The sequence below is a fragment of the Dongia sp. genome (genome assembly GCF_041910485.1).
In the GTDB taxonomy this organism is placed as follows: domain Bacteria; phylum Pseudomonadota; class Alphaproteobacteria; order Dongiales; family Dongiaceae; genus Dongia.
This window is the reverse complement of sequence record NZ_JAYRQR010000013.1, coordinates 146,698-165,983: the sequence shown is the minus strand read 5'-3', so window position 1 is coordinate 165,983 and position 19,286 is coordinate 146,698. Positions and strand designations below refer to the sequence as shown.

17 protein-coding genes and 1 pseudogene are annotated in these 19,286 nt (G+C 62.0%); 6 read left to right on the top strand and 12 right to left on the bottom strand.

Features of this window, described 5'->3' with window-relative positions; genetic code table 11:
* Window positions 1–138 precede the first annotated feature (138 nt).
* From ACE3PP_RS03935 to ACE3PP_RS03920, 4 genes are all read left to right on the top strand, one after another.
* The gene (locus ACE3PP_RS03935) at window positions 139–780 is read left to right on the top strand and encodes a cupin domain-containing protein (protein WP_374378137.1); all 642 of its coding nucleotides are present in this window, start codon (window positions 139–141) and stop codon (window positions 778–780) included.
* Between the two features lie 33 nt (window positions 781–813).
* Entirely contained in the window at window positions 814–2,052 is a 1,239-nt protein-coding gene (locus ACE3PP_RS03930; RefSeq protein WP_374378135.1) for a flavin monoamine oxidase family protein, read from the top strand.
* A gap of 76 nt (window positions 2,053–2,128) precedes the next feature.
* On the top strand, window positions 2,129–2,509 hold the full coding sequence (locus ACE3PP_RS03925; protein WP_374378133.1) for a cupin domain-containing protein: 381 nt from the start codon (window positions 2,129–2,131) through the stop codon (window positions 2,507–2,509).
* 126 nt (window positions 2,510–2,635) lie between these two features.
* Window positions 2,636–4,939, top strand: a complete 2,304-nt coding sequence (locus tag ACE3PP_RS03920) for a CHASE2 domain-containing protein (RefSeq protein WP_374378131.1) — start codon at window positions 2,636–2,638, stop codon at window positions 4,937–4,939.
* 144 nt (window positions 4,940–5,083) lie between these two features.
* Here ACE3PP_RS03920 and phoB read toward each other — a convergent pair whose 3' ends face one another.
* The 6 genes and pseudogenes from phoB to ACE3PP_RS03890 all read right to left on the bottom strand — a co-directional run.
* Window positions 5,084–5,806: a phosphate regulon transcriptional regulator PhoB gene (phoB, locus tag ACE3PP_RS03915; protein WP_374378351.1), complete on the bottom strand. Its 723-nt coding sequence runs from the start codon at window positions 5,804–5,806 to the stop codon at window positions 5,084–5,086.
* A gap of 19 nt (window positions 5,807–5,825) precedes the next feature.
* Window positions 5,826–6,539, bottom strand: a complete 714-nt coding sequence (gene phoU, locus ACE3PP_RS03910; protein ID WP_374378129.1) for a phosphate signaling complex protein PhoU — start codon at window positions 6,537–6,539, stop codon at window positions 5,826–5,828.
* 13 nt (window positions 6,540–6,552) lie between these two features.
* Complete coding sequence (pstB, locus tag ACE3PP_RS03905) at window positions 6,553–7,329, bottom strand: phosphate ABC transporter ATP-binding protein PstB (protein WP_374378127.1); 777 nt, start codon at window positions 7,327–7,329, stop codon at window positions 6,553–6,555.
* 6 nt (window positions 7,330–7,335) lie between these two features.
* Complete coding sequence (gene pstA / locus ACE3PP_RS03900) at window positions 7,336–8,634, bottom strand: phosphate ABC transporter permease PstA (protein WP_374378125.1); 1,299 nt, start codon at window positions 8,632–8,634, stop codon at window positions 7,336–7,338.
* Window positions 8,627–9,853, bottom strand: coding sequence for a phosphate ABC transporter permease subunit PstC (gene pstC / locus ACE3PP_RS03895; RefSeq protein ID WP_374378349.1), 1,227 nt, complete (start codon window positions 9,851–9,853; stop codon window positions 8,627–8,629). The genes pstA and pstC overlap by 8 nt, the downstream gene beginning before the upstream one ends.
* A 171-nt stretch (window positions 9,854–10,024) precedes the next feature.
* Window positions 10,025–10,966, bottom strand: a pseudogene (locus tag ACE3PP_RS03890) (substrate-binding domain-containing protein); the annotation flags it as partial.
* A 185-nt stretch (window positions 10,967–11,151) separates the two neighbouring features.
* Here ACE3PP_RS03890 and ACE3PP_RS03885 point away from each other — a divergent pair.
* Both ACE3PP_RS03885 and ACE3PP_RS03880 read left to right on the top strand, forming a co-directional pair.
* Window positions 11,152–11,517, top strand: coding sequence for an HIT domain-containing protein (locus ACE3PP_RS03885; protein ID WP_374378124.1), 366 nt, complete (start codon window positions 11,152–11,154; stop codon window positions 11,515–11,517).
* A gap of 112 nt (window positions 11,518–11,629) precedes the next feature.
* Entirely contained in the window at window positions 11,630–12,232 is a 603-nt protein-coding gene (locus ACE3PP_RS03880; RefSeq protein ID WP_374378122.1) for a glutathione S-transferase family protein, read from the top strand.
* A gap of 6 nt (window positions 12,233–12,238) precedes the next feature.
* Here ACE3PP_RS03880 and ACE3PP_RS03875 read toward each other — a convergent pair whose 3' ends face one another.
* The 6 genes from ACE3PP_RS03875 to ACE3PP_RS03850 form a co-directional block, all read right to left on the bottom strand.
* Window positions 12,239–12,589, bottom strand: coding sequence for a lipoprotein (locus ACE3PP_RS03875; protein ID WP_374378120.1), 351 nt, complete (start codon window positions 12,587–12,589; stop codon window positions 12,239–12,241).
* Window positions 12,590–12,672: 83 nt separating this feature from the next.
* Window positions 12,673–13,884 (bottom strand): ABC transporter permease, encoded by a 1,212-nt coding sequence (locus ACE3PP_RS03870; RefSeq protein WP_374378118.1) that lies wholly within the window; start codon window positions 13,882–13,884, stop codon window positions 12,673–12,675.
* On the bottom strand, window positions 13,881–14,912 hold the full coding sequence (locus tag ACE3PP_RS03865) for an ABC transporter permease (protein WP_374378116.1): 1,032 nt from the start codon (window positions 14,910–14,912) through the stop codon (window positions 13,881–13,883). The genes ACE3PP_RS03870 and ACE3PP_RS03865 overlap by 4 nt, the downstream gene beginning before the upstream one ends.
* Before the next feature lie 13 nt (window positions 14,913–14,925).
* A complete protein-coding gene (locus tag ACE3PP_RS03860; RefSeq protein WP_374378114.1) occupies window positions 14,926–16,872 on the bottom strand; it encodes an ABC transporter substrate-binding protein in 1,947 nt (648 codons plus the stop codon).
* The gene (locus ACE3PP_RS03855; protein WP_374378112.1) at window positions 16,869–18,773 is read right to left on the bottom strand and encodes a dipeptide ABC transporter ATP-binding protein; all 1,905 of its coding nucleotides are present in this window, start codon (window positions 18,771–18,773) and stop codon (window positions 16,869–16,871) included. The genes ACE3PP_RS03860 and ACE3PP_RS03855 overlap by 4 nt, the downstream gene beginning before the upstream one ends.
* Window positions 18,770–19,264 carry a hypothetical protein gene (locus ACE3PP_RS03850; protein ID WP_374378110.1) on the bottom strand — a complete coding sequence of 165 codons (495 nt, stop codon included), beginning with the start codon at window positions 19,262–19,264 and terminating at the stop codon, window positions 18,770–18,772. The genes ACE3PP_RS03855 and ACE3PP_RS03850 overlap by 4 nt, the downstream gene beginning before the upstream one ends.
* Between the last annotated feature and the right edge of the window lie 22 nt (window positions 19,265–19,286).

Below are 19,286 nucleotides of genomic sequence, written 5' to 3'. Positions count from 1 at the left end.
CCAGCACCGGCACGAGCGAAGCTTTAGCATCAGGGGTGCCCTGTGAGGCCGTCAATAGAAAAATGAAAAATCCATTGACTAATTTCACTGAAATGTTCTGAATTCCCATCTAGTTCAGCGAACGAGTCCCAGCCAGGCATGCCGAGAGCCACCCAGACCGCGCGCAAACCCAAGGCGCCATCGAAGACTTCCCGCGTAAAAGAGGCCGTTCCCGCCACCAAGATCGCCGATCTATGGCTGGGGCAGCACCTTCGGGGCTTGCGCAAGATGCATGAACTGTCGCTGGAGCAGCTGGCGGAACGCTGCGGCCTGTCGGTCGGCGCCTTGAGCCAGATCGAGCGCGGCCTCACCTCACCCACCATGCGGTCGCTGCGGCGCCTTTCCGAAGTCTTCAACGTGCCGATGTCGCAGCTCTTTCACGAGGGCGACTATCCGCCGGTCGAGGAACTGGGCCGCATCGTCCGCGCGCAAGGTCGCCGGGTCCTCAGCCTCAACACAACCGGCGTGCAGAAGGAATTGCTGACCCCCGCTGTGTCCGGCGCGCTCGAGATTTATCTCGTCACCATCGCGCCGGGCGGTTCGTCCGGGCCCGAACTCTATACCCATAAGGGCGAGGAAGGCGGCTATGTGATGAGCGGAGAGATGGTGCTGGAGATCGAGGACCGCACTTTCATCCTGAAGACCGGCGATTCCTTCCGCTTCAAGAGCCAGACGCCGCACCGGTTTGCCAACCAGACGCAGGCCGAGACGGTCGTCGTCTGGACCAACGTGGTGGGCTAGCCGCGGCCGCCGCGCTCGGTTAATCTCACGCCCATGCAATCGACCTGTGATCTAGTCATCGTCGGCGCGGGTGCTGCCGGCCTTGCCGCCGCCCGCGCCGCACGCGCCGCCGGGCTCAATATCGAAGTCGTTGAGGCTGCGTCCCGCATCGGTGGGCGTGGGTTTACCGACACGACGACCTTTCCCGCCCCCTTCGATCTCGGCTGCCAATGGCTGCATGCCGCCAGCATCAACCCCTATACGAAAGCGGCCGATCGCTTGGGCTTCCGCTATCGCAAGGATCCCTTCGTCTATCGGATCCACGATGGCACCTGGTGGCTCAACGATACGCTCGTTGAGGAATTCGGCGCTAGCCTTGCCGCCACCTACGACCGCGTTGCCGCCCTGGGCGAGGCGGGTGAGGACGTGCCGGCCGCCCGCGCCATCGATCCGGCCGATCCATGGGGCTCCCTCTTCCGCCGCGCCTATACCGGCTACATGGCCTGGCCGCCGGAGGAAGTCTCGACCTTCGATACCTCCCGCTTCCATTTCACGGATGAAGATTGGCCCGTCGAGGGTGGCTATGGCGCGCTCGTCGCTGCCGAAGGAGCTGATATCGAGGTCAATCTCGACTGCCCCGTGAAATCGATCGATTGGGGTGGCAGCGAGGTGATGGTGGGGACGGCCAAGGGCATGATCTTCTGCCGCGCCGTTCTGGTCACCGTCTCGGTCGGTGTTCTCCAGGCCGAACGCATCAAATTCTTTCCGCTGCTGCCGGACTGGAAGTTGGACGCACTCGGCCATCTGCGCATGGGCCATGCCGAAAAAGTCGGCTTCTGGATGAAGCGCAATATCTTCGCCGGCATGGGGCCGCATTTCACCATGCTGAACTGGGATAGCGCCCCCACCGCCGGTTTCGTGTGCAAGCCCTTCGACCGGCCCATGGCAACGCTGTTTGCCAGCGGCCCCTTCGCCCGCGATCTCTTCGCCCAAGGCATGGACGCAGCGATCGCCGAGGCGAAATCGCTGCTCGGCAAGGTGTTCGGTGCCGACGTGCTCAAAGAAATCGCGACTGCCCGAGCGACCGGCTGGGTCTCTGACCCCTATACTCTCGGCGCCTATTCCGTCCTTTCTCCTGGCGGCGGCGAGGCGCGGGCGGAACTGGCCCGGCCCATCGACGACAAGGTTTTCTTTGCCGGCGAGGCCGCCTCTCCGGATGGCTTTTCGACTGCGCACGGCGCCTATAACAGCGGCCTCACCGCCGCCGCGCTCATCGCCGACGCGCTCAAATAGCCGGCCCCCTTGCGCCAGCGACACGGCCCACGTATCTAGCGGTCGGTTTCTCATCAGCAGCAGGAAAGATCGTCACATGGCATCGAAGAAGCTCGTCCGCATGTCGAAGGACGGCCCGGCAGGCAAAGGCCTGAAGCAGGGCGGCGTCACCACCCTCGGCAAGGTCGTCGCCGGCAATCCGGTCGAATCCGCCCACAACTATTTCACGGATGCCACCGGCAAGTTCATGACCGGCGTCTGGGAGTGCCAGAAAGGGACGCTGAAGCTCAGCTCCTACCCGTTCGACGAGTTCTGCCACATCCTGGCCGGCGAGGTGCACATCACCGACCAGCGCGGCAACACCGAGATCTTCAAGAAGGGCGACACGTTCAGCATCGCCAAGGGCTTCAAGGGCACCTGGCACATGCCCAAGACGGTGCGGAAATTCTACACCATCTATCTTGAAAAGGCCGCGTAACAGCGGATTCTTCGCCGAATCGGGAAGGGCGCCGCCGCGAGGTGGCGCCCTTTTTCATTCCGGCGATTTTACGTTGTGTTGGGGCAATGCTAGAGTTCGCCCGCCATTTCCGGGGAAAGACGGCGTATGCGTTTCTTGAGCAGTATCGGTGCCTTCTTCGGCCGCGTTTCCCGCGCCAAGTTCGGCCGCATCGAGGGAATTCTCATCCCGCTGGCGCTCCTCATGGGGGCCGTCGCCCTGCACAAGCAAGACCCGGAACCGGTGCGCCAGTTGCGCTACATCGTTTTCGACAATTATCAACGGCTCGACCCGCGCCCCTACGATCCCACCCTGCCGGTGCGCATCGCCGATATCGACGAACGCAGCCTGTTGAAGTTCGGTCAATGGCCCTGGTCCCGCTCGCAGTTCGCGCGCATTCTCGACCGGTTGGGTGAATTGGGGGCCGCTGCCGTCGCGATCGACGTATTGCTGGCCGAACCCGACCGCACCGCACCGCAATCACTGGCAGCGGCGCTGCCCGACGACGCGTCTTTCGCCGCGGCCAAAGCGCTGATGAACCAACTGCCCAACCCGGACCAGGAATTGGCCCATGCGATCGGGCGCGTCCCGACCATCGTGCCGTTCGCTACACTGGCCACCGACCCGCTGCGCCCGCAGACCCTGCCCGAACACAAAGCAGGCTTTGCTTTCGCCGGCACGCCGCCCACCCGGTTCATGCGCAACTGGCAATATTGGATCGCGTCGCTGGATCAATTCCAAAAGGCTGCGGCCGGCGTCGGCTCGGTCAATGCCGACCCCGATATCGACGGTATCATCCGCGGCGTTCCATTGGTCGTCCTGGTCCCTGATCCCGCGCCCGATATCACCGAGCACTTCCGCGGCTCGCTCGCGGCTGAGGCCTTGCGTGTCGCGCAAGGGCAGACGACCTATTCCATCAAATCGACCGGCGCCAACGCCGAGCGCCAGTTTGGCGATGACCTCGGCATCGCCAAGATCAAGATCGGGCAGGCCATCGTTCCGACAACACAGGAAGGCAGCGTTCTGCTCTACGATACGGGCCACAAGCCGGAGCGTTTCTTTTCGCTGGCCGACATCATGGATCCGAATTTCGATGCTGCCCAAGTTGCCGGGCGCATCATCTTCATCGGCGCCTCGGTCGAGGGCTTGCGCGATTTCAAGCCGACGCCGCTCTTCCCCAATATGGCGGGCGTCGAGATCCATGCGCAAATCGCCGAACAAATCATTGCCGGGAAATATCTCGAACGACCCTATTGGGCACCTTTGGTCGAAGGGATGGGGCTCGTTGTGCTGGGCATCATTCTGACCATCCTGGCGCAGCTCCGTGTCGCCCTGGTCGGGCTGGCGGTCGCCATCATCGCGATCGTCGGTTCGTTCGGCACGTCCTACTATCTCTTCCACACCAAGGGCCTTCTGATCGATCCGTTCTATCCGGCCGTCACCGCCTTCCTGATTTTCGTCACCTCGACGCTCATCGGCTATATCCGCACGGAGCGGGAAAAAGCGCAGGTGCGCGGCGCCTTCTCGCTCTATTTGTCGCCCGTCCTGGTCGATCAGGTCTCGAAGAATCGCGAACGGCTGAAGCTCGGCGGCGAGAATCGCCCGCTCACCGTGATGTTCTGCGACATCCGCGGCTTCACCAAAATGTCGGAAGGCCTCGACCCGCAACAGCTGACGCACGTGATCAACCAGTTCCTGACGCCCATGACCGATATCATCCAGGCGAATGGCGGGACGATCGACAAATATATCGGCGACTGCATCATGGCCTTCTGGAACGCCCCGCTCGATATCCCGCAGCATGAGCGCAAGGCTGTCTCGGCGGCCTTCGCCATGCGGGCCGAACTGGTGCGCCTCAACCAGGAGTTCGCTGATGAGGCCGCCCGGACCGGTACCAAGAAGATCGAGATCAAGATCGGTATCGGCCTCAATACCGGCATTGCCTGCGTCGGCAACATGGGATCGAAGCAGCGCTTCGGCTATTCGGCCCTGGGCGATACGGTCAACACTGCCTCGCGCCTTGAAAGCCTGTCGCCAGCCTATTTCGTCGATCTGGTGTTGGGCGAGGAAACGGCCGAAGCCGCGAGCGATTTGGCTCTTCTTGAGCTGGACCAGGTCCGCGTCAAGGGCAAGAACCTGCCGGTCCGGATCTATACCGGCCTCGGCGACCAAACGGTGGCGCAAAGCAACAGCTTCGTCACCCTGAAAAGCCGCCACGAAACGATGCTCGCTGCCTACCGCGCCCAGGATTGGACGACTGCCCGGCAGTCGCTCGCAGCCGCGCGCGAGGCGGCCCCTGAGTCACTGGGCAAATTCTACGACATGTACGAGAACCGCATCGCCGAATATGGCGCCAATCCGCCGCCGGCCGATTGGGACGGGGTTTATGTCGCGATGACCAAGGGCGGGTGAGCTGAGGGCCAGCACCCGTCACTTGGCGCCCCCACCCTAACCCTCCCCCTAAAGGGAGAGGGAATCAGGGCGAGGTGTTCATTCAAACCTAAGCCAAAAGCCCTCTCCCTTTAGGGGGAGGGTTGGGTGGGGGCTGACGCTCGCTCAATCCTCGATGTCGAGGGCGTAACCGGCCGAACGCACCGTGCGGATAAGATCCGGCAGGCCGTCGACATTGATGGCCTTGCGCAGGCGGCGGATATGGACGTCGACCGTGCGCGGCTCGACATAGATGTCGCGGCCCCAGACATGGTCGAGGAGCTGCTCGCGCGAGAAGACGCGCCCCTGGTTTTCCATCAGGAATTTCAGCAGGCGGAACTCGGTCGGCCCCAGATGCAGGTCCTTGTTGTCGCGCCGCACCCGGTGGGTGGCGAGATCCATTTCAAGATCGGCATAGGTGAGGTTTTCTTCGCCCGATTGCGGGCGGGCGCGGCGCAGCGCTGCCTTGGCACGGGCCATCAATTCCGACGGGCTGAACGGCTTGGTGACATAATCGTCGGCACCGGTCTCGAGGCCGCGGATTTTGTCGGCCTCTTCGCCCTTTGCGGTCAGCATGATGATGGCAGCCGATTTCAAATCCGGTGTCCGGCGGATCTGGCGGCAGACTTCAATGCCCGAGACGAGCGGCAGCATCCAGTCGAGGAGGATGAGGTCCGGCGTTTCCTCGCGGGCCTTCACCAGCGCCTCTTCACCGTTCATCGCCTCGACGACGCGGTAGCCTTCGGCTTCGAGATTGTATTTGAGGAGCGTCAGCAAGGCCGGCTCGTCTTCGACCACCAGCACGACCGGCTTGGCCCGACCGTCGGCAGCAGTGTCTCCGCGCGGCATGTCGGCCCGACGCGTACGTTCAGCCATTGATCGCAACATTGGTCGTATCTCCCTTGGGTCGGGTCTCGTCGATCGGCTTGCCATGCACGAGGAAATGGACCGTCTCGGCAATGTTGGTGGCGTGATCGCCGATCCGCTCGATGTTCTTGGCGATGAACAGGAGGTGGGTCGAGGCACCGATATTCCGCGGATCTTCCATCATGTAAGTGAGCAACTCGCGGAACAGCGAATTGTACATTTCGTCGATGCTTTCGTCGGACCGCCAGGCGGCAAGCAGACCTTCCGCATCATCGTTGGCATAGGCCGAAAGAACGGCGCTGATCAGCTTGATCGCCAGATCGCCCATGCGTGGGATCGAGCCGGTGGGCTTCAGCGGTGCCTGCTGGTTTAGCTGCAAAGCGCGCTTGGCGATGTTCTTGGCATAATCGCCGATGCGCTCGATGTCGGCCGAAATCTTGATGGCGGCGATGACTTCGCGCAGATCCTTGGCCATCGGCTGGCGCAGGGCGAGGATTTTGAGCGAGTCCTGGGCGACCGTCATTTCCAGGGCATCGATGCCCTTGTCGCTTTCGATGACACGCATCGCCTTGTCGGAATCACGCTTGGCCAATGCCTGGATGGCATCGCCGAGCTGGGCTTCGGCACGGCCACCCATGGCGAGGATCTGCTCGCGCAGCCGGCGAAGTTCCTCGTCGAAGCTCTTGACGATATGGTCGGTGGCTTTCTGGGGCATGTTCTTCAACTCCTCAGCCGAACCGGCCGGTGATATAGCCCTGGGTCCGTTCGTCCTTCGGGCTGGTGAAAATCTGTTCCGTGTCACCCCACTCGATCAGATGACCGAGATGGAAGAAAGCGGTTTTCTGGCTGACACGCGCCGCCTGCTGCATCGAGTGGGTGACGATCACGATGGTGAAGTTTTCCCGCAATTCGTCAATCAATTCCTCGATCTTGGCCGTGGCGATCGGGTCGAGCGCCGAACAGGGCTCATCCATCAGGATCACTTCCGGGCTGACCGCGATGGCGCGGGCGATGCAAAGGCGCTGCTGCTGACCGCCGGAAAGACCGGTGCCCGGCTGATCAAGACGTTCCTTCACTTCGTTCCAGAGGCCGGCTTTTTCAAGGCTCGAACGGACAATCTCGTCCAGTTCACCCTTGGTCCCGGCCATGCCGTGGATGCGCGGGCCATAGGCGACATTGTCATAGATCGATTTCGGGAACGGATTGGGCTTCTGGAACACCATGCCGATCCGCGCCCGCAGCATGACCACGTCGAGTTTCGGATCATAGATATCCTGGCCGTCGAGAGTGATCTGGCCGCCGACGCGGCAACCGTCGATCACGTCATTCATGCGGTTGAGGCAGCGCAGGAAAGTCGACTTGCCACAGCCCGACGGGCCGATCAGCGCCGTCACCATGCGTTCCGGCACGTCGAGGTCGACGTCGAACAAGGCCTGCTTCTGGCCGTAATGGACCGTGACCTTGCGGCCGTTCATCTTCACGATGGGGGAAACGATAGTATCCATTGGCTCCTACCAGCGCCGCTCAAACCGGCGGCGAACGAAAATGGCGATCGCGTTCATTGCGATGAGGAAGGCCAGCAGCACCATGATGCCGGCACTGGTTTTTTCGACGAAGGCTCGCTCCGGGCTGTCGGCCCAAAGATAGATCTGCACGGGGAGAACGGTCGCCGGATCGGTCGGTCCATGCGGCACATCGACGATGAAGGCGACCATGCCGATCATCAAAAGGGGTGCCGATTCACCGAGCGCGCGCGCCAGGCCGATGATGGCACCGGTCATGATGCCGGGAGTCGCCAGCGGCAGCACATGGTGCGTTACGACCTGGAGGGGCGAAGCACCGATACCATAGGCCGCCTCGCGGATCGAAGGCGGAACGGCCTTCAACGCAGCGCGCGTGGCGATGATGATGGTTGGCAGCGTCATCAATGCCAGCACCATGCCGCCCACCAAGGGGGCCGAACGCGGCAGGCCGAACACGCCGAGGAGAACAGCCAAGCCCAGCAGACCGAAGACGATCGACGGCACCGCGGCAAGGTTGTTGATATTGACCTCGATGATCTCGGTGATCCGGTTCTTCGGGGCGAATTCCTCAAGATAGATGGCGCTCATGACACCGAGCGGCAGCGCCAGCAGCACCGTCACCAGCATGGTGAAGATCGAGCCCATCAGGGCGCCGAGGATGCCCGCTTGCTCCGGCTCACGCGAATCGCCCGACGAGACGAAGGCACTGTTGAAGGCGCTCTTCACTTGGTCCTTCGCGATCAAGGCGTCGAACCAGCCGATCTGGCTGTCCGGCACCACGCGCTCTGCTTCCGGCACGTCGCGCTTGATGAAGCCCTTGTTCAGCATGTCGATATCGTCGGAAGCGACCACCCAGATGCGCTGGGTGCTGCCGATGATCGATGGGTCGGCAAGGACTGCCGCGCGAACCGCATCACCGGCGCCGTTGCTCACCAAGCCGTAGAGCAGCTTGCGGTCGCCACGGCTGGTCACGTCGGGAAATGCGTTCTTCAGCGTTTCCTTGACGAGGCCTTGATAGTCGGCAGCGGCCAGCGTATCGGCGTCCTTCTTGCCGTCAGGCGAAATGACCGCCGGATCAAGCATGACGTCGAGGCCGATCTCGGTGCGGTAGAAGGCGCTGTAGCCGCGGCTGCAGACCGAGACGAGCAGGACTGCCAGCATGGCGATGGCCAAGCCGACGGCGAACATGCCGTAGAAGCGGAAGCGGCGTTCGGCAGCGTAGCGGCGGCGGATGCGGCCTTCGCTGAGGTCCGGCCGGCGGATGACCGGTGTGTGGGCGTCACTCATATTGCTCTCGATATTTCTTGACGATGCGCAGGGCAACGATGTTGAGGATGAGCGTCACGACGAAGAGGGCGAGACCCAGCGCGAAGGCGGCGAGCGTCTTCGGGCTGTCGAATTCCTGGTCGCCCACAAGCAGGGTCACGATCTGCACGGTGACCGTGGTCACCGCTTCCAGCGGGTTGGCTGTGAGGTTGGCTGTGAGACCAGCCGCCATCACCACGATCATGGTTTCGCCGATGGCACGGGAGACGGCGAGAAGTACGCCACCCATGATGCCGGGAAGAGCCGCCGGCACCACCACCTGGCGGATGGTCTCCGATTTCGTAGCACCCAGTGCGAAGGCACCGTCGCGCATCGCCTGCGGCACCGCGTTCATGACGTCGTCGGAAAGCGATGAAATGAAGGGGATGATCATGACGCCCATGACGAGGCCGGCGGCAAGCGCCGATTCCGAGGCGACGTCGAGGCCGACGCTGGCGCCGAGCCCACGGATGAGCGGCGCCACGGTCAAGGCCGCGAAGAAACCGTAGACCACGGTCGGGATGCCGGCCAGGATTTCGATCAGCGGCTTGGCCCAGGCGCGCGTCCGGCGGCTGGCATAGTCCGAGAGGTAGATCGCCGACATAAGGCCGATCGGCACCGCGACAATCATGGCGATGATCGTGATGAGGAGCGTGCCGGCGAATACCGGAATGGCGCCGAAGGCACCCGATTGGCCGACCTGATCGGCGCGAATGGCCATCTGCGGCGACCATTGCAGCCCGAAGAGGAATTCGAGCGGCGAGATCTGGGCGAAGAAGCGCAGCGCCTCGAACACCAGCGACAATACGATGCCGACGGTGGTGAGGATCGACAGCAGCGAACAAAGGACGAGGAGCGCCATGATCATGCGCTCGACCGCGTTGCGGGCGCGGAAGTTGGCGCTGATATGACGCTGCGCCCAGGCAAGACCGAGCGCCGCGACACCGAGCGTCGCCGCGGCAATGGCCGCCCAGATCACGTCATGGCCGGTCTTCGACTCGCCCGGCAGATAATGCGCGATGAGAGCGCCGAGCACCAGGGCGAGTGCACCCGGCAGGAAGGCACCGAGGCCGACGAAGGTTCCGTGATAGCCCGGCAGCGAATGAAGGTCCCGCGTCGCCCCCTTGACCGAGGCGAACGCGCGGCGCCGACCCAGCTGGAAGCCGACCGAGCTCAAAAGCAGCAGCACGCCGGCGGCAATCCAGGGGAGCAGCGCCGAGGTCGCGCCCAGATCGATGCCGGCACCGAGCGAGCTGGCGATCGGGAGAGCCGCGAGCACGGCGGCGGAAACCTCGGCATGCTCGGCTTCCGGCATCGGCACCATGCCCTTGTCGGTCAGATATCCTTGCGGCCCGGATGCCTTGTCGCTCATGAATTCGGCGACATATTCGGCGAGGCCGGGGACGATCGCGCGGTGTTGCTTCTTCACATAGAGATAGAGCTTGCGCGCCACCTCGTAGGAGCCGCTGATGATATTGTCCTCTGTCGGCAGCACACCGTCCATGGCGGCGCCTTGCAGCAGATCCTGATTGTCGGCGAGGAAGGAATAGCCGAGTACGCCGAACGCATCCGGATTGGCGGCGAGCTTCTGCACGATGAGATTGTCGTTCTCGCCGGCGTCGATATAGGCGCCGTCCTCGCGCAGGGTCTGGCATTTTGCCTTGCGCAGCTTCTCGTCGGCGATCGCGGCGATTTCCGGGAAGGCGTGGCAGGCCTTTTCCATCACCAGTTCCAGAAAGGCATCGCGCGTGCCGGAGGTCGGCGGCGGCCCCAGTACTTCGATCTTCTGCGCCGGCAGGGCGGCGTTTACCTCGGACCACAGTTTGTATGGGTTGGCGAGAAGCACGCCGTTGACCGGCACTTCCTTGGCGAGCGCCAGATAAAGGTCGCGCACGGTCAGCGCGCGGGGCGCTGCGGACTTGGCCGAAGCCAGCGTGATGCCGTCATAGCCGATCTCAACCTCGACGATATCGGTGACGCCGGCCTGCTTGCAGGCCTCGATCTCGCTTTCCTTGATCGGACGCGAGGCGTTGGCGATATCGGGGAAACCTTCGCCGACACCACCGCAGAAGAGCTTGAGGCCGCCGCCGGTCCCGGTCGATTCGACCACAGGCGCCTTGAACCCCTCGCCGGCGAAATGTTCGGCGACGGCAGTCGCGAACGGATAGACGGTCGAGGATCCGACAATATGGAGTTGCTCACGCGCCGCGGCCGAGCCGGCGCTGGAGACGAGCCCCGTACCCAGAAGGGCAAGGCCCAGGAGGGCCGGAAGTCCGAACCGGGCGGGTGACAGGAGGCCGCGCGTGGAAGGCATGGTCGAGCTCTTTCCCAAAATCAGTCGCGGGGTGGAGTACGACACTAATGTTACAGCTTGATGAACCCATAAAAAGTCCATGACCGCAATAGGTTAGGTTCAGGGTCACAGGTGCCGTGCTTGACGCCGGCAGGGTGAATCGGCCAGTTTCGGCCATCCGTTCAGAGTGTCAGAGGAGGGGCCCGATGGCCTACGACAACAACAATATTTTCGCCCGCATCCTGCGGGGCGAGATCCCCTGCGACAAGGTCTATGAAGACCCTCATGTGCTCGCCTTCCGCGACATCCGCCCCCATGCCAAAACCCATGTCCTGGTGATCCCGAAGGGCCCCTATGAGTCGCTTGAAGAGTTTTCGGCCAAGGCCTCGGACGCCGAGATCGTGGCGTTCCATCGCGCTATCCCCAAGATCACGGCGGCGATTGGCGTCAGCGTCACCGGCTACCGTGCTATCGCCAACAGCGGCGCCGACAGCCACCAGGAAGTGCCGCACTATCACCTGCATCTGCTGGGCGGTCAGCGGTTGGGTCCGCTCCTCAGCCTGCCGCATTGAGGATGACGGCCGCAGCTGTGAGCCCGTCTCACGGCTGCTGATGCATTTCATCAATTGCGGGAAAGTCGGCGCCACCGCATGAAGGGTGCTGGGTCCAACAGCGGAGACGAGGATGATCACCCTTTACGACAGCGCCATTTCCGGCAACGCTTACAAGGTGCGCCTCATCCTCTCCCACTTGGGCATTCCCGTGCGGCGCATCGAAATGAATGTCGATGACGGTTCGACCCGCCGGCCTGATTTCCTGAAGGTCAACCGCAACGGCAAAGTGCCCGCCGTGATACTGGCAGACGGCAGCGCGCTCGCCGAGTCGGACGCCATTCTCTATTACTTCGCCGAAGGCACGCCCCTGTGGCCGACCGATCGGCTGGACCGCGCCCGCGTCCTGCAATGGATGTTCTTCGAGCAGTACAATCACGAGCCGACCATCGCCGTCGTGCGCCACTGGATCGCCCATCTCGGAAAGACACCGGAAAGCGAGCCGGCGCTGCCAGCCAAGATCGCTGCCGGCTACCGCGCCCTCGACGTCATGGAGGAGCATTTGCAGGCGCATCCATTCTTCGTCGGCGGCAGCTACACCATCGCCGACATCGCCCTCTATGCCTACACGCATGTCGCGCATGAGGGCGGCTTCGATCTCGGCCGCTATCCGGCGATCTCGGCCTGGCTGAAGCGTGTCGCGACCCAGCCCGGCCACATCCGCATCACCGATTGAACGCCGTTACTCCGCGATCTCATAGGGAATGATGATGTCCCCGTCTTTCGCGAAGACAACGCACCGATAGCCCTTGGACTGGCAACTCTTGATCGCTTCGTTCGAGTAATTGATGGTGTAGTAGCAGCCCTGGGCCATCGGACAATAGTGATAGGTCGCGTAATACCCGTCCTCGGAGACGGCAAAGGCACCGCGCCCGCCCCCCGATATGTCCTGCAGGTATTGCTGGTAATAGTCCCAGGTCCCGCGCGAGATGACGAGTTTCTCATCGGGCTGCAGGTGGACGCGGCCCTCCTGCGGCTGGCAGCCCGCCAGCAGAATGGCGGCAAGTGCCGTGATCAAGCCAATGCGCTTCACCTTGGAATTCCCCCAATGATTTATTCCCATTAGGAAAATTCGCACATCCCGCGCATCCTGCCAAGAGGCCGAATGCCGCGCAGTCACCGATAGGGATCGGCCGCATCACGCAGCCCATCGCCAAGGAAGTTGAAGGCAAGCACCACGATGATGACGGGAATGATCGGCAGCATCAGCCACGGATAGAGCGCCACGACGTTGATGTTCTGCGCCTCGTTGAGGAGCACGCCCCAGGAGGTGATCGGCGGTCGGATGCCGAGCCCGAGGAACGAGAGTGCCGTCTCACCGAGGATCATGCCGGGAATAGCCAGCGTCGCCGAGGCGATGAGATGGCTCATGAAGCTTGGCATCAGGTGGCGGAAGATGATGCGCGCCGGCGAGGCGCCCATCAATTGGGCGGCGACGCAGAAATCCTCCTCGCGCAAGGACAGCAGGCGCGAGCGCACGGCGCGCGCCAATCCCGTCCAGTCGATGAGGCCCAAGATGATGGTAATGCCGAAATAGACCAGCATCGGCGACCAGGTGACGGGCAGGATTGCGGCGAGCGCCAACCACAGTGGCAGATGCGGGATCGAGCGCAGCACTTCGATCGAGCGCTGCAGGAGATCGTCGACCCAGCCGCCGTAATAGCCGGCCAGACCGCCGAAGGTCATCCCCAGGATGAAACTCACGGCAACACCGAAAAGGCCGATGGTGAGCGAGATGCGCATGCCGTAAAGGATGCGCGAGAGCATGTCGCGCCCCAGCCGGTCCGACCCCAGCAGGAAGAGCGGTGTCTGATTGTCTTCCGGCGGGCAGAAGAGGTGCTTGTTACCCTCGATGAGACCCCAGAACTTATAGCTGTCGCCGCTGCAGAAGAAGCGGATCGGCCGCGGCTCGATCACATTCTCGGTGTAGATGCGCTGCAGATTCTCCATGTCCAACTTGTAATCGAGCGCATAGACGAAGGGCCCCACGAACTCCCCCTGGTGGAACCAGTGCACTTCCTGCGGCGGGGCATAGATGTAATCGACATTGCGCGAATGCTGGGCGTATGGCGCCAGGAATTCGACGAAGAGAATTGCCGCATACATGACGGCAAGCACCAGTCCGGCCACCATCGCCACCTTGTGGCGCCGGAAGCGCAGCCACATCATGCGCCATTGCGACGCCAGATAGATCTTCTCGAGGGCGGGATTGACCTGATCGATCGAATAGGGATCGAACGGCGCGCGGCTGACATAATGCGGCATGGAACTGCGGGCCTTGCCCCCCGCCGTTTCCGTGCTCCCCGACGGCATATCCGTGGCGCTCATTTGTCAACTCCTCCGCCCAGCCGGATACGCGGATCGAGCAGCGCCAGCATGATATCGGAAATGAAGATGCCGATCACGGTGAGAAAGGCCATGAACATCAGGAACGAACCCGCCAAATACATATCCTGCGACCGCAGCGCCGCAAGCAGCATCGGCCCGGTGATCGGCAACGACATCACGACGGAAACGATGACCGAGCCGGAAATGAGCTCCGGCAGCAGCGACCCGATATCGGCGATGAAGGGGTTGAGCGAAACGCGCAGGGGATAGCGCAGCAGCAGTTTCATCGGCGGCAGGCCCTTGGCGCGCCCTGTCGTCACATATTGCTTGTTGAGTTCGTCGAGCAGATTGGCACGCAAGCGCCGGATCATGCCGGCCGTCCCAGGCAGACCGATGACGAGGACCGGTATCCACATATGCTCGAGAACACTGAGACATTTGGCAATCGACCAGGGCTGGCCCACATATTCCGGGTCCATCATGCCGCCGATCGAGGTGCCGAACCATATGTTGGAGAAATAGAGCAGCACCAGGGCAATGAGGAAGCTCGGCGTCGCCAGGCCGATATAGCCGAGGAAGGTGAAGAGATAGTCGAAGACCGAATATTGATGCGTCGCCGAATAGACCGCGATCGGGAAAGAAACGATCCACACGAAAAGGATCGACGCCAGGGAGATGATGACCGTCAGCATCAGGCGGTCACCCACCACTTCCGAGACCGGCAGGTTGTGTTCGAACGAATAGCCGAGATCGCCGAAAATGAGCCCGCCGCTCTTGTGCTCGAAACCTTCCCAGCGCCCGAACATCCAGTGCAAATATTGCACATGCATCGGCTCGTCCAGGCCATAGGTCTTCTTCAGGAAGTCCATCTTGTCCTGGTCCATGTTCTCGCCACGCGCCTGCAACTCGGCCATCATGGTCTCAAGAAAGTCGCCGGGCGGCGCCTGGATGATGGCGAAGACCAACATGCTGATGACCAGCAGGGTTGGAACCATGACCAGCAAGCGCTGAATGAGATAGCGAAGCATGAACGCGATGTTCCTATTGCAGCCGGTTTTCGACCGGACTCAAGTCCCTGGGCTGTTCCTCCCAGAAGGTATCAGGGCGATAGATGCCGAAATGCGCTCCAGGTTCCCATGACCAGACACCCCGTTCCGGTACGTTCTTGAGGCCCCTTCCCACGACCACCGGCTGCGGAATGTTGGCGACGGTGCCGATCGTGTAGACCTGCTCGGACCAGATCTCCAGTATCTTGGTCCAGATCTGCTCGCGTTCGCCACTGTCGGTCGACAGCTTCCAGGATTTGAGAAGATCAGCCAGCTCCTGCGCCTCCGGCAGATCGATCGGTGTGCCGTTCATGCCGGCCGTTTCGATATACTGACCCCATTTCGGCCACATCAGCTGCTGCTGGGTCGAGGGCGCGAATTCCTGCGGGCTCATATCCGGGTTGGGCAGACCGTTATCGACGCCGAAGAAGACCGACATGATGCTGTCGCCGGCAAAGATACGGTCGCGGAACACCTCGCGCTGCGACGGCTTCACGAACATGTCGATGCCGATCTCGCGCCAGCTGTCCTTGATGAGCTCCAGAATGTCGGATTCCTCGGTCGACTCACCGGCCGTGTCGACAATGATCGTCATGCGCCGCCCGTCGGGCAATTGGCGAAAGCCTTCATCGTCGCGGTCGGCCAACCCCATCTCATCGAGCAGGCGATTGGCGGTCGAAACATCGAAGGCCGACCAAGCTTTCTGGTATTGCGGCTTGAAAAGGGGCGACAGGGCCTGGATCGTGTTGGCGCCCTCTTTGCCCAAGCCGTAATAGATCGCCTGATTGATCTCGTGCCGGTCGATGCCCAGCGACAAGGCACGGCGGAAACGCACGTCGCGATTGACCGCGCGCCAGGCATCATCGTTGCAATTGAGATTGGGATAGAGCGCAAAATTCGATCCGCGGCTGTCATCCCACAGGCGCAGGCTGAATTTGCCCGCTTTCTCCGACTGTTTGAGGAAGGTGTAATTGTCGAAGCGCACATAACGCGCCTGCAGATCGACCTCGCCCGCCCCCGCTTTCGCCGGAATGAGCTTGCTCTCGGCGATGTCGAAGACCATCTGATCGATATAGGGGAGTTGCTGCCCCTTCGCATCGACGCGGTAGTAATAAGGGTTGCGCACGAAGACCAGCCGGTCTGCGGGCGGCTTGATCCGCAGCACCCAGGGATCGAGGGTCGGCAGCTTCGGATTGTCGTTACGATATTGATTGCCACGCCGATTGAGAAGTGCCGCCCAGCTCGGTTGGCCGCTATCCTTCACCGCTTCTTCCAGCTCTGCCGCGTCGGCGTATTTCTGGTGAAACTTCTTCAGGTATTTGGACGGCATGTAGATGTAGAGCGGACTCGCTGCCGCCAGGGCCGGCAGGAAATCCGTGTTCGGCTTCGACCAGCTATAGCGGACGGTCGTGTCGTCGAGAATCTCAACCTTTGGCTTTTCGCCATCGACCAACAGAACGCTCGGCGGGCCGGCCGGCATCAACTCGGTATTGTTGGCGACGTCTTCCCACCAGAAGCGGAAATCCTCGGTAGTGAACGCCTTGCCGTTCGACCATTTATGGCCCTTGCGCAGATGGAACGTGAAGATGCGGCCCTCTTCGACCTCGAAGCTTTCGAGGAGGTCGGGGACGATCTTGTAATGGCGGTCATAGCCCACCAGGCGCGCATAGGAATAAGCCACCAGGATGCGGCTGTCCTTGGGGCTCGCCATCAGCATGCGGATTTCGCCACCCTGCTTGCCCAGCGTATCGCCCGGCTGATCCATCGCCGCGACAGCGGGATGTTCCGGCAGGCGCTCGGCCACCGGCGGCAAGTCGCCCTTGGCCTCGTCATCGGCAAAATAGGCTGGGCTGGTGAAGGCGTTCTCTTCAGCAGCCAAGCCTGCAACCGGCGCAAATGAGAGTGCTGCAGCCAGCGCGGCTGCTGCGAAGCGCATCCTCATGCGGCGATACTCCGGATGGAAAGAGCGGCGCGGACCCAATGATCGTTGCCGATATCGACCAGCGTCGGCTGATTGTCGGCATCGATGGTAAATGGCGCCGGCCAAAGCGACGGCACGGACGTCTTGCCTTCCATCACCCTGTTGAAATCGAGCGGCGCCTCAAGCGACGGGTTGGGCACGGCAGCCAGCAACGCCTTCGTATAGGGATGAACCGGGTTGCGGAACAATTCGCGGGTCGGCGCCAGCTCAACGACGCGGCCGGCACACATCACCATGATGCGGTCGGCCACGTAATCGACCACCGCCAGATTGTGCGAGATGAAGATATAGGTGAGGCCGAGCTTGGCTTTCAGGTCCTTCAGCAGATTGAGGATCTGCGCCTGAATCGAAACGTCGAGCGCCGAAACCGGCTCGTCGCAGATGATGAGGTCGGGTCGCAGGGCCAGCGCGCGGGCGATGCCGATGCGTTGCCGCTGGCCGCCCGAAAAACTGTGCGGATACCGGCGCAAATGGCGGATATCGAGCCCGACCAAGGCCATCAACTCCTTCACCATCTCGGTCCGCGTCTCCGGCGTGCCGACATTGTGAATGATCAGCGGCTCGCTGATGATGTCGAAGACCGTCATGCGCGGGTTGAGGGAGCCGATCGGGTCCTGGAACACGAACTGCACGCGCTTCCTGTATTCGCCAAGATCGGCACCCTTCATATGGCGCACGTCGATGAGGCGGCCGCGATCATTGAAGCGGATGTCGCCGGTATCGGCGTTGATCGCCTTCATGATGATCTTGGAAAGGGTCGTCTTGCCGCACCCAGATTCACCGACTAGCCCCAGGCATTCACCCCGCATCACGTCGAAGCTGACGTCGGACACGGCCGTCACCGATTTCGCCGGCTGCATCGAGAAGAAGCCGCCCTTGCGGATGGTAAACCCCTTGCTGACATTGCCCACGGAAAGGAGCGGCCCCACCTCGTCGGCGGAAGCCGGCCATGGCTGCTTTTCGGCAAATAGTGGCCCGGCCTCGCTCTTGATCTCGCGGATCGGCACCAGCCGCTCGTCGTCGCGCATACCGAAGCGCGGCACCGCATTGAGCAGCGCCTTCAGATAAGGGTGTTCAGGTGCCCGGAAGATGTCCTCAACCGAGCCGGCCTCCATCACCTCGCCCTGATACATGACGACGACTTCGTCGGCGATGTTGGCGACGACACCCAGATCGTGGGTGATCATCAGCATCGCCATGCCGAGTTCGGCCTGGAGGTCGGCCATCAATTTGAGGATTTGAGCCTGGATCGTGACGTCGAGCGCCGTGGTCGGTTCGTCGGCGATGAGCAGCGCCGGCTTGCAGACCAGCGCCATGGCAATCATGGCGCGCTGCCGGAGGCCACCGGACAGTTCGAACGGATAGGTCTTCAAGGCACGCTCGGGGTCGGGAAATCCGACCGCCCGCAACATGGCCAGCGCCCGCTCGTGCCCCTCGGCATCGCTCAGTTTGGAATGGAGATGCAGCGCCTCGGTGATCTGGTGCCCGACCGTGTGGACCGGGGACAGCGATGTCATCGGCTCCTGGAAGATGATCGAGATCGCGGCGCCGCGAATGGCGCGCATTTCCGGACCGTCACGATGGAGCTGCGCGATATCGACGATGCCGCCTTTCTGGTTCCAGTCATTGCCGCCGCCGGCCGCCCGGTCGAACAGGATCTCGCCACCCTTGATGCGGGCCGATTTGGGCAGCAGCCCCATGATCGCCTGGGCGCAGACCGACTTGCCTGACCCTGACTCACCCACCAGGGCCACCGTCTTGCCATAGGGAACGCGGAACGACGCACCGCGCACGGCCTGGACCGATCCGCCTTCCAGTGCGAAATCGACCGCCAGATTGCGGACAGTGAGCAGGTCGCTCATGCCGGCACCTCGACCCCGAGGGAAAGCAGGTTATGGGCGGTATACGCATCGACCAGGACGCCATTGTCCTTGGCGACATGGGCGGCCTTCACGACGAGGCTCTGGAAATGCGGCAGATCGGAATCGACGCTGATGCTGCTGCCGTTCTCTGCCTTTACCTTCAACGTCATCCAGCCCCCCTTATTGCGCCCGAAAACGGATCGTACTGCGTAAAAGCGCAAACTCAACCCTCTGAGGTCTTTCCAGGCGATGAATCGCTGCGGCCAAGGGCCGGATTGGATGCCATCTTCATTGACTGTGATGCGCGTCACATGGCGATTGGCGGCATTGGCCGTCACCACCACGAAAAAGGCGGCAAGGGCAATGAAGAACCAGAAGATGCCGGTCCCTGATTCGTTGGTGGAAAGGATCAGGATCGACGCCGCCAATCCCATAATGCCCAGCATGTAATCCTTGACGACGGCTGCAAGCGGATAGCGGAACTCAAGCATCGAACGCCAACCCCAAAATCTC

Coding starts and splice junctions, on each gene's coding strand:
- ACE3PP_RS03855 (WP_374378112.1), bottom strand. CDS start 18,773: ATGAGCGACCTGCTCACTGTCCGCAATCTGGCGGTCGATTTCGCACTG.
- ACE3PP_RS03920 (WP_374378131.1), top strand. CDS start 2,636: ATGCGTTTCTTGAGCAGTATCGGTGCCTTCTTCGGCCGCGTTTCCCGC.
- phoU (WP_374378129.1), bottom strand. CDS start 6,539: ATGCCCCAGAAAGCCACCGACCATATCGTCAAGAGCTTCGACGAGGAA.
- ACE3PP_RS03925 (WP_374378133.1), top strand. CDS start 2,129: ATGGCATCGAAGAAGCTCGTCCGCATGTCGAAGGACGGCCCGGCAGGC.
- ACE3PP_RS03935 (WP_374378137.1), top strand. CDS start 139: ATGCCGAGAGCCACCCAGACCGCGCGCAAACCCAAGGCGCCATCGAAG.
- ACE3PP_RS03860 (WP_374378114.1), bottom strand. CDS start 16,872: ATGAGGATGCGCTTCGCAGCAGCCGCGCTGGCTGCAGCACTCTCATTT.
- ACE3PP_RS03885 (WP_374378124.1), top strand. CDS start 11,152: ATGGCCTACGACAACAACAATATTTTCGCCCGCATCCTGCGGGGCGAG.
- phoB (WP_374378351.1), bottom strand. CDS start 5,806: ATGCCGCGCGGAGACACTGCTGCCGACGGTCGGGCCAAGCCGGTCGTG.
- ACE3PP_RS03850 (WP_374378110.1), bottom strand. CDS start 19,264: ATGCTTGAGTTCCGCTATCCGCTTGCAGCCGTCGTCAAGGATTACATG.
- ACE3PP_RS03880 (WP_374378122.1), top strand. CDS start 11,630: ATGATCACCCTTTACGACAGCGCCATTTCCGGCAACGCTTACAAGGTG.
- ACE3PP_RS03930 (WP_374378135.1), top strand. CDS start 814: ATGCAATCGACCTGTGATCTAGTCATCGTCGGCGCGGGTGCTGCCGGC.
- pstA (WP_374378125.1), bottom strand. CDS start 8,634: ATGAGTGACGCCCACACACCGGTCATCCGCCGGCCGGACCTCAGCGAA.
- pstB (WP_374378127.1), bottom strand. CDS start 7,329: ATGGATACTATCGTTTCCCCCATCGTGAAGATGAACGGCCGCAAGGTC.
- ACE3PP_RS03870 (WP_374378118.1), bottom strand. CDS start 13,884: ATGAGCGCCACGGATATGCCGTCGGGGAGCACGGAAACGGCGGGGGGC.
- ACE3PP_RS03865 (WP_374378116.1), bottom strand. CDS start 14,912: ATGCTTCGCTATCTCATTCAGCGCTTGCTGGTCATGGTTCCAACCCTG.